This window comes from Corynebacterium sp. HMSC22B11 (assembly GCF_001815965.1).
Classification (GTDB): domain Bacteria; phylum Actinomycetota; class Actinomycetes; order Mycobacteriales; family Mycobacteriaceae; genus Corynebacterium.
Map to the genome: position 1 here is coordinate 40,147 of NZ_KV823489.1, position 13,362 is coordinate 53,508.

10 protein-coding genes and 2 tRNA genes are annotated in these 13,362 nt (G+C 67.1%); 3 read left to right on the top strand and 9 right to left on the bottom strand.

Going from position 1 to position 13,362, the window contains the following annotated elements:
- Window positions 1-12: 12 nt before the first annotated feature.
- From HMPREF3088_RS04455 to eno, 5 genes are all read right to left on the bottom strand, one after another.
- Window positions 13-86, bottom strand: a tRNA-Leu gene (locus HMPREF3088_RS04455).
- A gap of 30 nt (window positions 87-116) precedes the next feature.
- Complete coding sequence (locus tag HMPREF3088_RS04460) at window positions 117-1,118, bottom strand: Ppx/GppA phosphatase family protein (protein ID WP_070758618.1); 1,002 nt, start codon at window positions 1,116-1,118, stop codon at window positions 117-119.
- A gap of 4 nt (window positions 1,119-1,122) precedes the next feature.
- The gene (locus tag HMPREF3088_RS04465) at window positions 1,123-1,722 is read right to left on the bottom strand and encodes a DUF501 domain-containing protein (protein WP_070758619.1); all 600 of its coding nucleotides are present in this window, start codon (window positions 1,720-1,722) and stop codon (window positions 1,123-1,125) included.
- Between the two features lie 74 nt (window positions 1,723-1,796).
- A complete protein-coding gene (locus HMPREF3088_RS04470; protein ID WP_070758620.1) occupies window positions 1,797-2,510 on the bottom strand; it encodes an FtsB family cell division protein in 714 nt (237 codons plus the stop codon).
- A 25-nt stretch (window positions 2,511-2,535) separates the two neighbouring features.
- On the bottom strand, window positions 2,536-3,813 hold the full coding sequence (eno, locus tag HMPREF3088_RS04475) for a phosphopyruvate hydratase (protein ID WP_070758621.1): 1,278 nt from the start codon (window positions 3,811-3,813) through the stop codon (window positions 2,536-2,538).
- 198 nt (window positions 3,814-4,011) lie between these two features.
- On the opposite strand from eno, the gene HMPREF3088_RS04480 reads away from it, so the two are divergent.
- Window positions 4,012-4,647 (top strand): 8-oxoguanine DNA glycosylase OGG fold protein, encoded by a 636-nt coding sequence (locus HMPREF3088_RS04480; RefSeq protein WP_070758622.1) that lies wholly within the window; start codon window positions 4,012-4,014, stop codon window positions 4,645-4,647.
- 31 nt (window positions 4,648-4,678) lie between these two features.
- Here the strand turns inward: HMPREF3088_RS04480 and HMPREF3088_RS04485 are convergent, their stop codons facing one another.
- From HMPREF3088_RS04485 to mfd, 4 genes are all read right to left on the bottom strand, one after another.
- Window positions 4,679-5,446 (bottom strand): lytic transglycosylase domain-containing protein, encoded by a 768-nt coding sequence (locus tag HMPREF3088_RS04485; RefSeq protein ID WP_070758666.1) that lies wholly within the window; start codon window positions 5,444-5,446, stop codon window positions 4,679-4,681.
- Window positions 5,447-5,597: 151 nt separating this feature from the next.
- On the bottom strand, window positions 5,598-6,281 hold the full coding sequence (locus tag HMPREF3088_RS04490; RefSeq protein ID WP_070758623.1) for a metal-dependent transcriptional regulator: 684 nt from the start codon (window positions 6,279-6,281) through the stop codon (window positions 5,598-5,600).
- A gap of 10 nt (window positions 6,282-6,291) precedes the next feature.
- On the bottom strand, window positions 6,292-7,812 hold the full coding sequence (locus HMPREF3088_RS04495; protein WP_070758624.1) for a MazG nucleotide pyrophosphohydrolase domain-containing protein: 1,521 nt from the start codon (window positions 7,810-7,812) through the stop codon (window positions 6,292-6,294).
- A 47-nt stretch (window positions 7,813-7,859) separates the two neighbouring features.
- The gene (gene mfd, locus HMPREF3088_RS04500; protein ID WP_070758625.1) at window positions 7,860-11,609 is read right to left on the bottom strand and encodes a transcription-repair coupling factor; all 3,750 of its coding nucleotides are present in this window, start codon (window positions 11,607-11,609) and stop codon (window positions 7,860-7,862) included.
- Between the two features lie 157 nt (window positions 11,610-11,766).
- On the opposite strand from mfd, the gene HMPREF3088_RS04505 reads away from it, so the two are divergent.
- Both HMPREF3088_RS04505 and HMPREF3088_RS04510 read left to right on the top strand, forming a co-directional pair.
- Window positions 11,767-11,838, top strand: a tRNA-Gln gene (locus HMPREF3088_RS04505).
- Window position 11,839: 1 nt separating this feature from the next.
- Window positions 11,840-13,189 carry an MFS transporter gene (locus HMPREF3088_RS04510; protein WP_246818045.1) on the top strand — a complete coding sequence of 450 codons (1,350 nt, stop codon included), beginning with the start codon at window positions 11,840-11,842 and terminating at the stop codon, window positions 13,187-13,189.
- The last annotated feature ends 173 nt before the right edge of the window (window positions 13,190-13,362 follow it).

Here is a 13,362-nt window from a genome sequence, read left to right on the forward strand (position 1 = left end):
CTGGCTTTTTCGTACCCCCAGTCGGGTTCGAACCGACACTGGGCGGATTTTAAGTCCGCTGCCTCTGCCAATTGGGCTATGGGGGCATAGGGTCCGCGCGCTAGGGCGCGCGGATTCTAAGCGCCGTTTCGGCGCATAACTTTTGCCAACATACCATCGAGGATGTCTTTCTCACTGATCGTGATCTCCTCGACGCCCAGGGCCAGGAAGCGGCTGGCGACCGCGTCGATGACCACCGCGCCACCTCCGACGACGTCCGCGCGGCCGGGGTGCATGGGACCGCACTCGAGGCGCTGGTCGACGGTCTTATCCCGCAGGTCGATGGCGGTATCCCGGAACGTGCGCAGCGGCAAGCGACTCAGGTGGATCTTCTCCGGCTGGTAGCTATCCAGCCCCTGCGTGATCGCGCTGAGCGTGGTCATGGTTCCAGCCACACCCACCAGGCGAGTCACACCGGTGAGGTCGACGTGCTCCTCCACCTCGCGGAGCTGCGTGGCGACGAAGTCCTCCGCCGCTGCGATTTCCTCCGCGGTCGGCGGATTGCTGTGCAGATAGCGCTCGGTGAGCCGCACGCAGCCCATATTCGCGGAGTAGGCCTCGACCGTACCGGTGTCCGCGACGGCGCCGTCGGCGTCAACGTCATGGACGACGAACTCGGTGGAGCCGCCACCCAAGTCGATGACGCAGATGCGCTCCGGGGTTCCGGACGGCAGGTCGGCGACGGCCCCGGCGAAGCTCAGCTCCGCCTCCTGCTCGCCGCTGATGACCTCAGCCTGGCGGCCGTCGACGATACGCCCCAGGTGGCGGGCGGTGATAGCGAAGAACTCGTCGCGGTTCTTCGCATCACGGGTGGCGCTCGTCGCCCCCATCATCACGTCCTCGACGTTGTGATCCACCATGCGCTGGGCGTAGGTGGCCAGGGCGTCGTCGACACGCTGGAGGGCCTCCGGTGCGAAACCACCCGTGGCATCCACGCCCTGGCCGAGCCGGACGATGATGTTATCGCGGTTGAGCTCCGTCAGCGTCCCGTCGGCCGCCCGCTCGGAGATGAGCAGGCGGATGGAGTTCGTGCCGCAGTCGATCGCGGCGAAGCGACGTGGGGCGTCGGCCTGGGCCATGTGTCTAGCTCCTCTGGTCTCGTTCGCGCTCGGGCAGGAACATGCCGGTGTTCTCCGCTCCCTCCACGGTAGTGGCCTGGACGAGGGAGATACCCAGCTCCTCGGAGGTCGGCCAATCGGCCGGAATCGCAGTGCCGGACAGGCTCGGGTCGTGCTCCACGGCCAGCGCCACGGTCTCGGTCCCGAGCCGGAGGCGTTCCGGCCCCTCGGCCAGCGCGTAGGCCATGAGGACGTGCAGGCACTTCACCCGATCGGGCATGCCCCCGCCCGAGAACTCAGTGCCGAGGTCCTCCATTGCGTTGCGCGTGGCCAGGTAGTGCTCGTGGGCAGCCTGGTAGTCCCGCTGCAGCTCCTCGTCCTCACCGAGGCGTTCCTGCATTGTCTTCATGACGCCGGCGACCTCCAGGCGGCTGGCCTCTGCGGTCAGTCGGGGGTCAGTGAGGTAGTACAGCGTCGGGAACGGGGTGCCGTCCGGCAGCCGGGGGTGGGTCTTCACGACGGCTGGCTGGCCGTCCGGGGTTCGGTAGCTGACCTCCACCGCACCGCGCGGCTCTCGGCCGAGCTGGGCGGCCATGATGTCCAGGTCTTCACGACTGACCGTCATTCATTCTCCTCTTGAAAAAGCCCGCGGGCTTGGGTCCTTCCAAGCTCTTCCGCGGGGCGTGCCGACTCCGGCGATTATGGCTGATTGTCGGGCAGGATCGGAAGTTTCATATCGCCGCTTGGCTGTTCGCCACCCTCGGGGTTGCCGCCGGGGTCCTGATCCTCGCCCTGCCCGGCGGGGGCGCTACCGGCGTCGCCCGGAGCTTCCTCCCCAGGTTCGACGGCCACGGAGTCCCACAGCTTCTTAAACCACGGGCTGTTCTCGTATTCCTGCTCCGACGGGCTCTTCCCCGCCCCGGGGGCGTCCTCCCCCGCCGCCCCGGTGATCTTCGGCGAGATGATGCGGTAGGCGGACTCGCCGGGCTCGATCACGCCGAGCCGGATGCGAGCCTGCTCCTTGAGGTAGTCCTCGTTTTCGAAGCGGTTGAGCTCCGCCTGGAGCTCCGCTTTGTGGCGCTCCTGCTCCTGGATGGTGCTCTGCAGCTGGGCCAGCTCCGTGCGCTGTTCGTAGTAGTTGCGCAGCGGGGTGGCCAGAGACAGGGCCATCAGACCGACCACCAGGATCACAACGATCGCGGCAACGGGGCTCATTCGGGACGGCAGGGCGACGAAGCGGCGTGCCACGCGCTTGGGCGCCTGCCGCATCCGACGGCGACGGGCCTGATTGCGCTCCATGGAGCGCGCCTGCGGCAGCCGCTGGCCCGCGGAATCCGCTGAATCCGCGTTCGCCCCACCGCGCTGGTCACTGCCAGCGGGGCGGGGCGAATGATCGCGGGAGGGGTGGGTCATAACGGGCTATTCTAGTCCGCTCGCCCTAGTTCTTGAAGCGGGGGAAAGCGGAGCGACCCGCGTAGCCTGCTGCACCCTCCAGGTAGCGCTCGATGCGGAGCAGCTGGTTGTACTTCGCGACACGCTCGGAGCGGGCCGGGGCACCGGTCTTGATCTGGCCGCAGTTCAGGGCAACGGCCAGGTCGGCGATGGTGGTGTCCTCGGTCTCGCCGGAGCGGTGGGACATCATGGTGCGGTAACCGTTGCGGTGTGCCAGCTCCACGGCGTCGAAGGTCTCGGAGAGGGTACCGATCTGGTTCACCTTGACCAGCAGGGCGTTGGCCGCCCCACGGTCGATGCCCTCCTGCAGGCGGGCCGGGTTGGTGACGAAGAGGTCATCGCCCACGATCTGGATCTTGTCGCCGAGCTTCTCGGTGAGGGTGACGTAGCCCTCCCAGTCGTCCTCGTCCAGCGGGTCCTCGATGGAGACGATCGGGTACTGCTCGACCAGGTCGGCGTAGACCTCAACCATCTCGGCGGAGCTGTGCTTGCCGCCCTCGAAGTTGTACACGCCGTCTTCGTAGAACTCGGAGGAAGCCACGTCCAGGGCCAGGGCGACGTCCTCGCCCAGGGTATAGCCGGCCTTCTCGATGGCCTCGACGATGAGATCCAGGGCTGCCTTGGTGGACTCGACGGATGGGGCGAAGCCGCCCTCGTCGCCCAGGCCGGTGGACAGGCCCTTGGCCTTAATGACGGCCTTGAGGCTGTGGTAGACCTCGGCGCCGACCTGCAGTGCCTCGGCGAAGGTCGCCGCGCCGATCGGGGCGATCATGAACTCCTGGACGTCCACGCCGGAGTCCGCGTGCGCGCCGCCATTGAGAATGTTCATCATTGGCACCGGCAGGACGTGGCCATTCGGGCCTCCGACGTAGCGGAAAAGCTCCAGGCCAGCGGAGTCAGCGGCGGCGTGGGCGACGGCCATGGACACGCCGAGCAGGGCGTTGGCGCCCAGACGGGACTTGTTCTCGGTGCCGTCGAGCTCCAGCAGGGTCTGGTCGATGAGGCGCTGATCGTCAGCCTCCAGGCCAGCCAGGGCGTCGTCGATCTCGGTGTTGACGAACTCGACAGCCTTGGCAACGCCCTTGCCGAGGTAGCGATCGCCGCCGTCGCGCAGCTCGTGCGCCTCGTGGACACCGGTGGACGCGCCCGAAGGCACGGCGGCACGGCCCATCGAACCGTCGTCGAGGATGACCTCGACCTCGACGGTGGGGTTACCGCGGGAGTCCATGATCTCCAGCGCGCTGACGTTAAGGATTCCGGCCATCTGTGTCTGCCTCCTAGGCACATTCGACGTTGCTTTGACCACTGGCGCGGGCGGGGTAAGCCCGGCGCCATCGCACCGGCCCCGGACCCGAAAGCCAGGAACTATTCTAGCCACCTCTATTTTGCCATGCGCCCGCCATTTGACCTCCGATCGACCCACACGCCTCGCCCCCGAGCCACGTTCTGCCACAATGGGGCCATGAATCAGATCGTTGATGCTGTAAATAAAGTGTCCCCCACCACCGAGAAGGTCATGAACGACTCGGTCACCTTCTCCCCTCGCCGCTGGAAGTCCGGCTGGCCGTTCCACCTGCGCCACGTCCCACCCTTCCGGGACGACGCCACCGCCTCCATCACGCGCGCAGAAGTGTTTAGCTTCGCGGAAGACGCCGTTGCTTCCGGCTACGCCCGGGATCGGGTCATCGACTTCATCGGTGCTGCCTTCGCCTACGGGGCGGGTCAGTCCCAGGCGGTGCTGCCGTTGCAGCAGTTCCTGCGCAACAAGGCCAAGGCCGCCAGCCTGCTCAAGACGATCCCGACCCTGGAGTCCAAGGAACCAGCAGCGCAGTACGAGGCGCTGACGAAGATCGGCCTGCCGGCGAAGTTCGCCTCCTATATCGCCTACTTCCTTGCCGGCCCTCAGGCTGCCGGTGAGGATAAGCCGCTGGTGATCTGCTCCAACCGCGCGAAGATCGCGGGCCTGGAGAAGGATTCCGACTGGTCCGCCGCGGACTACGGCACCTACCTCGGCGCAGTGCGCGAGGCTCGCGACAGCGTCGACCCGGAGCTGCCGCTCGACGCCGTCGAGTGGGCTATGCGCGAGTCGGTGCGTTAAACCACACCCTGGGGCCAGCCGCTACAGTGCGCTAGATGACGCTGGCGGCCTGCCCCAGCGCGTAATTCGCCGCGGCGTCGCGCACGTCGCGGACGTACTGATCCGACTGGTTATAGGAGCGGATCGCCTGCGTCCACCCCTCCGGGGTGCTCAAGTCGCGGCCGAAGTCGCAGAGCAGGCGGGCAGCCGCGGCGGCCGCGTCGTCGATGTTCTGCGGATCCGCCACCCCGTCGCCGTTGGCGTCCACTCCGTAGTGCTGCCAGGTTTCGGGGATGAACTGCATCGGCCCCATCGCGCGGTCGAATTCCTTGTCCCCGTCGAGCTTGCCGCCGTCCGTGTCCTCGATGCGGGCGAATTTCTCCCCGTTGAGCTGGGGACCGAAGATTTTCGGGTCCGCGGTTCCCTGATCATTGAGCTTCGTGCCGCGTAGGGTCCAGCCGGCGTAGGAGCCGTGCTTGGTTTCCACAAAGCCCAGGCCAGCGAGGGTGTTCCAACGCAGCCCGCACTCCGGGCGGGTCTGGCGGGCGATGTTCTCCGCATTCCCGTAGGCGATCAGGGCCTGATAGGGGATGTTCGTCTCCGACACCTGACCACGCGCCCAACGGGCCAGCTGGTTGGCGGTGCGTCCCGGCTGATGGATATCAATGGTCGGCGCAGGCGCTGCCGCGGCGGGCGGGACGTCGTCCGGGATGGGAAGACGATTGGCCTTGATCGGCGAGTTTCCGGTGAAGGCGGCCACCAGAAAACCCACCAGAGCGATGATGCTCAGCAGGGCGACCACGACGACGCCGCAGCCCATCACAGCGCACCCGGAGCGGCGACGGCGTGGGACCGAGGCCGCGGGCTCGTAGCGGTTGTGATTCACAGGACTTCCTTCCCGCTGGCGCGCTGAGTAGCGCCCTTGCGGCGTGATTTGGGCATAGGCAAAGAATGATACCGGTGGCGGTGGGCTACGCGGGACGGATGCACCGAACCGCAGCTAACTGCGCGGCGGGCAGGGACACCACCGAACCGGATCGCGTACCGGACACGATACTGAATTCGGCGAGCGCTTCGAAAGGCCGGGGGTCGACGCGAATGTAAACCCCGGGGGTCACGCCACTGCCCTCCAGGTGACGGAGCAGGTCAGGATCGGAGTCGGAGACCCGCTCCACGCACAGCACATCGCCGACGGCTGCCTCGGAAAGCGGGAAGGACTCGGTTTTGGGGAGCTGGCCCGCCGCGTTCGGGATCGGATCGCCGTGCGGGTCCCGGTCCGGGTACCCCATCAGCTCGTCGATGCGGGCGAGGAGTTTCTCGCTGACGGCGTGCTCGAGCTCCTCGGCCTCGTCGTGAACCTCATCGAGGGAATAGCCCAGCTCACGGCAGAGATAGGTTTCGATCAGCCGGTGGCGGCGCACCATCTGAATCGCGAGCTCATGACCCAAGTCCGTCAGGGTGATGGGCGCGTAGGGGCGGTGATTGACCAGCCCCTGGGCCGCTAGCCGCTTCACGGCCTCGGAGGCGGTGGAGTTCTGCTGGCCAACCTTGGCAGCGAGCTGGGTCAGCCCCACTCCGGTGCCACTCCACTCCTGGACGTCGAAGATCGCCTTGAGGTAGTCCTGCGAGCGGAAAGGAAGATCGGAAAGGCGCACGGCGAAGGCTCTAGCGTCCCATCCGGTCGAGCTGCTGGCGGAAGTTCTGAACCGCCTTGAGCAGGCGGTCCTCCGCCCCACCTGGCTCGTCGAGCTCGAGGCCGACCATCGGGTAGCGGATATCCGTCGGGATGTCTGCATCCCGCAGGCCGCGCTCGCGGGCCTCGCGGATGATCTCATCGGCTGCGGACAGCGCGGAGGTGTGGCGCGGCTGGGCTGCCTGAACTGGCTGAGCGACTGGGGCTGGCTGCGCTGCCTGCTGCGGCTGTGCCTGGGTCGCGTGTGCAGTCTGGGCGGGCTGAGAGACGGGGCTGGCCGACTTCGCCGACGCCCCCTGGCCAGCGTTATCGTCCTTGGCGGTGGCCTGCGAACCCAGCGGGCCACGCTGCGACTGATCAGCTTGCTGCTCAGCGGCCTGCTGCTTCAGCTCGGCCTTCCGGTCCAGGTAATCGCGGAAGGCTGGACCGTGTGCCTCACGCTTGCGCTGCTCCTGAGCCTGCTTACCGGCACGCCACAGGTCGTTTTGCTCCTGAATACCCACCGCGCGCTCGACATCCTCGAAAAGGTACGGTGCGCGGTCACGCAGCTTTGCGACAAACGCGCCGGCCACGTGCCCGATGTCGAAGGCTCCACGGCGGTTCGCGATCTCCGCGTGGAAGAGCACCTGCAGCAGCACGTCCGAAAGCTCCTCGCAGAGGTCCTGCTCGGCCCACTCGGGGACCTCGCCATCACCATCGGCCTGATCTTCGGAGCCCACGGCGGCGAGGACGTCCCGCAGCTCAATGGTGCTCGCCAACTCCTCGGTCTCCTCCCGCAGGAAGGGCACCAGGTCGGCGTGGGTCATGGACTGCTCCCACTTGCCCTGGCGCAGTGCGCGGGCCATCAGCGCCACAGCATCCTCGATCTCATCCATGACGGACTCGGGCACCTCGGTGCGCGCGGTGCGGCGGCTACCCGCCACGGCGGCGGTGTGCTCATCAGCGGAAAGAACCTCGCCCTCGACGAAACCCTCGCCACTATAGGCAGCCGAGGCTGCGGCGTCGGCGGCGTAGTCCGCATCCCCCTGCTGGGAGCTCGGCTGGTGGTACAGGTGCGCGGACTGCTGATAGGCATCGTCCACGGCATCGGCGTACTGCTGATAAGACTCCAGCGCCTCCGCCGGGTCCTGCTCCCCCATCCCGGACATCGCCTGGCCGATGGCCTCCGCGGAGGGCAGCGCGGGCGTGTGCGCCGGGGCGAGCTCACCGGAATCCCGCGGCCCGAACTCCCGATCTGGAGCAAGGTGCACCAGCAGGCTCGGGGCTGCCAGCAGCTCGTCGCCCTCCTCGATCCGCTCGATGACCAGGTCGTTTCGCAGATCGGTGGTGACGAGGACGTCGGACTCGTAGACCGTGTGTCCGCCGAGGTCGCCGATGACCCAGCGGATGCGGATCGGCACCTCCTCCGTATAGGAAACCTTGCCACTGAGCAGGGTCACGGCGTCGACGGGAATCATCGAGGGGAATCGAGGATCGAGGAGTACGACTGTCATGGGGCTAAAGTTTACGCTAGTGACTCGGAAGTTTTCGCACCGAGGGGCTAACGCGTCGGGGCACTACCTCCCCTGATGTCCCGTTCCGGGATCCCAGCCAGCTGGGTGAGTGCATTCGCACACCACTGCGCCAGCGGCACATCCCGCAACGCGACCGCCCGCATCCCCGCACCCTCCTTCGGCGCCGGAATAACCACGACCTTGGTGGTGGCCCGGTACGTCGCCCCCGGGAATAGGCGCTTCAACCGCACCTGGCCGGAGTCCTGCAGATCAATGGGGCTGAAGCTGATGCGAGATCCCGTCGCCACAACCTCCGAGACCCCCAGGTCACGGCAGATCAACCGCAGCCGGGACAGCACCGCGAGGTTGGTCACCTGGGCCGGCGGCTCGCCGTACCGATCCCGGAACTCGTTGAGCACCTCCTCAATCTGGTCCTCATCCTGCGCCTCCGCGAGCTTGCGGTAGGCCTCCAGTCGGAGCCGCTCGGAGGCCACGTAGGTCACCGGAATGTGCGCATCCACCGGCAAGTCAATGCGGATCTCCTTCTTCTCCTCCTCGCGCCCGTCCACCGGCTTGCCGTCGGCCATCGCCCGGAAGGCCTCCACCGCCTCACCAACGAGGCGGACGTAGAGGTCGAAGCCCACTCCCGCGATGTGCCCCGATTGCTCGGCGCCCAAGACGTTGCCGGCGCCGCGCATCTCCAGGTCCTTCATCGCGACGGCCATGCCCGCGCCGAGCTCGTTGTTCTGCGCGATGGTGGACAACCGGTCGTAGGAGGTCTCGGTGAGCACCTCACCCTTCGGATAGAGGAAGTAGGCATAGGCACGCTCCCGGGACCGGCCCACGCGCCCGCGCAGCTGGTGCAGCTGGGATAGGCCCATGTGGTGGGCGTTCTCCACGATCAGGGTGTTGGCATTCGAGATGTCCAGGCCGGTCTCCACGATGGTGGTGCACACCAGGATGTCGAACTCCCGGTTCCAGAAACCCTCCACGGTGGTCTCCAGCTGCTCCTCGCTCATCTGGCCGTGGGCGACCACGACCCGGGCTTCGGGCACGAGGCTGCGGATGTGCTCCGCCGCCTTCTCGATGGACTTCACCCGGTTGTGGATGTAGAACACCTGACCGTCGCGCAGCAGCTCGCGGCGGATCGCGGCAGCGACGTGCTTATCCTCCTGCGCACCGACGTAGGTAAGCACGGGGTGGCGGTCCTGCGGCGGGGTAAGGATGGTCGACATCTCGCGAATGCCTGCCATGGACATCTCCAGCGTGCGCGGGATCGGGGTAGCAGACATGGTCAGGACGTCCACGTGGGTGCGCAGGGACTTGATGTGCTCCTTGTGCTCCACGCCGAAGCGCTGCTCCTCGTCGACGATGATGAGGCCCAGGTTCTTCCAGGTCACTCCGGTCTGCAGCAGGCGGTGGGTGCCCACGACGATGTCGATGGTGCCGTCCGCCAGGCCCTTAAGGATCTCCTTGGATTCCGACGGAGTGGTGAATCGGCTCAGCTCCGCGATGCGGGTCGGGAAGTCCTGCATCCGCTCCCGGAAGGTCTTCATATGCTGCTGCGCGAGCAGCGTCGTCGGGACGAGGACGGCGATCTGCTTGCCCGACTGAACGGCCTTGAAGGCGGCGCGCACCGCGACCTCCGTCTTGCCGTAGCCCACGTCGCCCACGATGACGCGATCCATCGGCACCGGCTTTTCCATGTCGGACTTCACGGCCTCGATGGCGTTGAACTGGTCCTCGGTCTCCGTGAAGGGGAAGGCCTCCTCCATCTCCCGCTGCCACGGGCTGTCCGGGGCGAAGGCGTAGCCCGGCGCGGCTTGGCGCTGGGCGTAGAGCTGCACGAGCTCCCCGGCGATTTCCCGGACGGCCTTGCGGGCCTTGCGTTTGGTGTTCTTCCAGTCCGCCCCACCCATCTTGGACAGGGCGGGCTTCTCGCCGCCGACGTAGCGGGACAGCAGGTCGAGCTGGTCCATGGGGACGTAGAGCTGGTCGCCCGGACCACCCCGCTTGCTGGGTGCGTATTCGAGGACGAGGTACTCGCGGCGGGAGGCGTCCGCCCCCTTGCCGACGGTGCGCTCGGTCATCTTCACGAACTTGCCGATGCCGTGGGAATCGTGGACCACCAGGTCGCCGGGCTCCAGGGCCAGCGGATCGACGCGGTTGCGGCGCTTGGCTGGCTTGCGTTTGCCGGTCGCCGCCGCCTCCACGCGGTTGCCGGTGACGTCCGTTTCGGTGAGGAATAGCAGGCTGGGCTGCTCTCCCCCAGCCATTGGGAAGACGAGGCCATCGTGGGCGACCGCGTGGTAGATGCTGACCTTCTTCGGTGCCGGCTCCTGGTCCGGGGTCGCCTTGGATGTGGCCTGGCGGCCGATGCCGCGCTGGCCGCGCAGGTCCACCCCCACAGCTTCGGCGGCGATGCCTGCCTCGTGGAAGCGACGCAGCATGCGGGCAGCGACGGTGGGCGTTGGGGCGGCGAAGGCGACCCTGCCACCGGCCTCCACGCGGGTGCGGATATCGGCCATCATCTGCTCGATGGCCTCCATCTCACCGCGGGGCTGGGGCGCGGCGTCGTAATCCAGCAGGAGGGCGTCGCCGTCGAAGCCTTCGTCGGAATCCAACATGCCGAGCGGGGATAGCGTCCACCACGGCCTCTCCAGTGCTGCCTGGGCATGCCGGGCCGCGGCGACGGACACGTAGGCCACGCCGTCGGCAGGAGCGTCCGCTCCCATGGCCGCGGCCTCCCAGCCGGCCTCGAGGAACTGCTCGCCGGTCTCCTTCAGGTCTGCGGCGCGGCGCTCGACAGCGGCCGGGGCCAGCACGATGGTGTGCGTGCCATCGGGCAGGAATTCCGGCAGGAGCTTCAGCTCACCGTCGTGGAGGCTCGGGATCAGTGCTTCCATGCCGGGCACCGCGATCTTCTCACTGATCTTGTGGTACACATCCGCCAGCTCGGCATAGCTGGCGTTTTCCTTAGCCAGTTCCGCGGCGCGGGTGGCCACGGAGTCGGTGATGAGCAGCTCGCGGGCTGGATAGACGGTGACCTCGTCGAGCTCAACACCTGGGATGGTGCGCTGATCGCCGACGCTGAAGGGCCGGATGTCGGAGACCTCGTCGCCCCAGAATTCCACGCGCACGGGCAGCTCCCCCGTTGCCGGGAAGACGTCGAGAATGCCGCCGCGCACCGCGAAGTGACCGCGCTTGGCGACCACGTCCACCGCGGAGTAGCCACGCTCTACAAGCTCGTGCTGGATCTGTTCGAAGTCCACCTCCTGATCGACGGCGAGATGGACGGAGGCCACGGCGCCGAGGCTGTCCTGGATGGGCTGCACCAGCGTGCGCACTGGCGCGACAACCACCCGGATCCGGGTCTCGGACTCCCCCAGCTCGCCGGCGGTCTGCCGGTGCAGTCGGCGGAGCACCTTCATCCGTTGGGAGACGGTCTCCACGTTCGGGGAGATGCGCTCGTGTGGCAGGGTCTCCCAGGCGGGCATGAGCTCCACCTCGTCGCCCAGCATGGCCTTGAGCTGCTCGGTGAGGTCCTCGGCCTGCCGGGCGGTCGCGGTGATCACCAGCACTGGGGCGTGCTGGGCGATCGTGCCGACGGCGAAGGGCCACACCGCGTCCGGGCCTTGGATCGCCAACTGCGCGGCACCGATGTGGGTGACCAGCCCCTTGAGCTTCGAGTCGCGCGCGGCGGCCCGCAGCACACCCGACAGCGCGGGGGCTGCATTCCCCCTATTCCCTGGTGCGGACGTATTTTGGCTTGCCGATGGGCGGACCGTGGTACTCATAGCGCCCCAGTGTAGCCGTGGGGGCAGACATCCCTACCCCGCGGCCTGCGGACTCCCGGCGCCCTGATGCTTCGGTGGTTTGCCACCCCTCGCGCGCCATGGGGTAGGGTGTTAAGCCGTTAGCGTCGTCCTGCGGGATCTTCGACGGCTAGCGCATTCCCCCATGGTGTAATTGGCAACACTGCGGTTTTTGGTACCGTCATTCTAGGTTCGAGTCCTGGTGGGGGAGCATGACGAGCGAAGACCAACAAGCTCAGGCCCCTACTCACTCCGAGCAGGGGCCTTTTTCGACGCGCCTGTCCCACAAGCTGATCGGTAAGCCACCGCAGTCCGATCTGCCGAATGTGGAGCAGAACGGGCTGCGCTTCTCCACGGCCTTTGGTTTTCAAAACATCGGCGACCAGATCATGAGCGCGAAGACGACGCTGCCGTGGCTGCTGCAGATGCTGGCCGCGCCCGCGTGGATCGCGCCACTGTTGGTGCCGATCCGGGAGTCCGGGTCGATGCTGCCGCAGGCGGGGCTCCGCCCATGGATCCAGGCCCGCTCCCGCCGGCTGCCGATCCTGCTGCTGGGCACGCTGGGCCAGGCGCTGGGCTGCATCATCGCGATGTGCGCTGCCCTGTTCACCTCCGGCACGGCAGCTGGCCTGCTGATCCTCTTCGGCCTCGCGCTGCTCGCCGCCTCCCGTTCGCTGGTGTCGCTGACGAGTAAGGACATCCAGGGCCGCACGATGCCGAAGGGCTACCGCGGCCGGGTCACTGGTTTCGCGACGACGCTCGCGGGTGCGGTGACCATCGTGGTGGGCCTGATCATCGCCGCCCTGCGTGACAGCCTGAGCCCCGGAACCTTCGGCGTGCTTTTCGCGGCCGGTGCCGGTGCCTGGCTGGTGAGTTTCCTGCTCTTCAAGGGGATCCAGGAGCCGCTGGTGGACGAGGAAGATCTCGCTGAGCCGCCCCATTCCTTCGTCGAGATGAATCGCGCCATCTGGGACGACGTGTGGGGCCTGGTGCGGGACGACAAGCCCTTCCGCAACTTCGTGCTGGTCCGTTCCCTCATGCTCGCCTCCGCCCTCTCCCCCACCTTCCTGGTCACGCTGCAGGGCCGGGCTGGTTCGAGCGTGACCGGCCTGGGCCTGTTCGTCGTGGCCGCGGGCCTGGCCTCGCTGGCCGCCGGCCGGGTCTCTGGCGCATTGTCGGATAAATCCTCGAAGAACACCCTTTCGGGCGGCGCGCTGTTTGCCGTCGTTCTGCTGCTGATCACCATCGGCCTGGCCCTGGCCTGGGAGGACGCCCTGTACTGGTGGCTACCCGTAGCCTTCTTCGGTATCTCGGTGGCACACGCGGCCATCCGGGTGTCCCGGTCGACCTATGTGGTGGACATGGCTGAGGGCGATCAACGCACCCGCTATGTCTCGGTCTCCAACACGCTCATGGGCATCATCCTGCTGCTCATCGGTGCGCTGACCGCGCTGTTGAGCCTCATGGGGACCCTCTGGGCGCTCGGCGCTCTAGCTGCGTTCGGCGCGCTGGGCTCCCTGCTCGCGGCGAAGCTGCCCGAGGTTTCCGCCCGGCAGAATTAGGCCCCACCTGATCAGGCGCGCGACACAGCCCCGCAGCCCGCGAAGCTTTGTCCGGCGCGGCGGTTATGCTGGTGTACTACCAAGACCGTCCACACCCGATTTTCAAGGAGGGGCTGCCGCCGTGTCGCGCACTCCGAACAGGAACCAAGCCACCGACCAGCCAACGCAAACCC

What these genes read in the sequence shown, in the direction of transcription:
- HMPREF3088_RS04460 (WP_070758618.1), bottom strand. Translation starts at nt 1,118, where the DNA reads ATGGCCCAGGCCGACGCCCCACGTCGCTTCGCCGCGATCGACTGCGGC.
- HMPREF3088_RS04465 (WP_070758619.1), bottom strand. Translation starts at nt 1,722, where the DNA reads ATGACGGTCAGTCGTGAAGACCTGGACATCATGGCCGCCCAGCTCGGC.
- HMPREF3088_RS04470 (WP_070758620.1), bottom strand. Translation starts at nt 2,510, where the DNA reads ATGACCCACCCCTCCCGCGATCATTCGCCCCGCCCCGCTGGCAGTGAC.
- eno (WP_070758621.1), bottom strand. Translation starts at nt 3,813, where the DNA reads ATGGCCGGAATCCTTAACGTCAGCGCGCTGGAGATCATGGACTCCCGC.
- HMPREF3088_RS04480 (WP_070758622.1), top strand. Translation starts at nt 4,012, where the DNA reads ATGAATCAGATCGTTGATGCTGTAAATAAAGTGTCCCCCACCACCGAG.
- HMPREF3088_RS04485 (WP_070758666.1), bottom strand. Translation starts at nt 5,446, where the DNA reads ATGGGCTGCGGCGTCGTCGTGGTCGCCCTGCTGAGCATCATCGCTCTG.
- HMPREF3088_RS04495 (WP_070758624.1), bottom strand. Translation starts at nt 7,812, where the DNA reads ATGACAGTCGTACTCCTCGATCCTCGATTCCCCTCGATGATTCCCGTC.
- mfd (WP_070758625.1), bottom strand. Translation starts at nt 11,609, where the DNA reads ATGAGTACCACGGTCCGCCCATCGGCAAGCCAAAATACGTCCGCACCA.
- HMPREF3088_RS04510 (WP_246818045.1), top strand. Translation starts at nt 11,840, where the DNA reads ATGACGAGCGAAGACCAACAAGCTCAGGCCCCTACTCACTCCGAGCAG.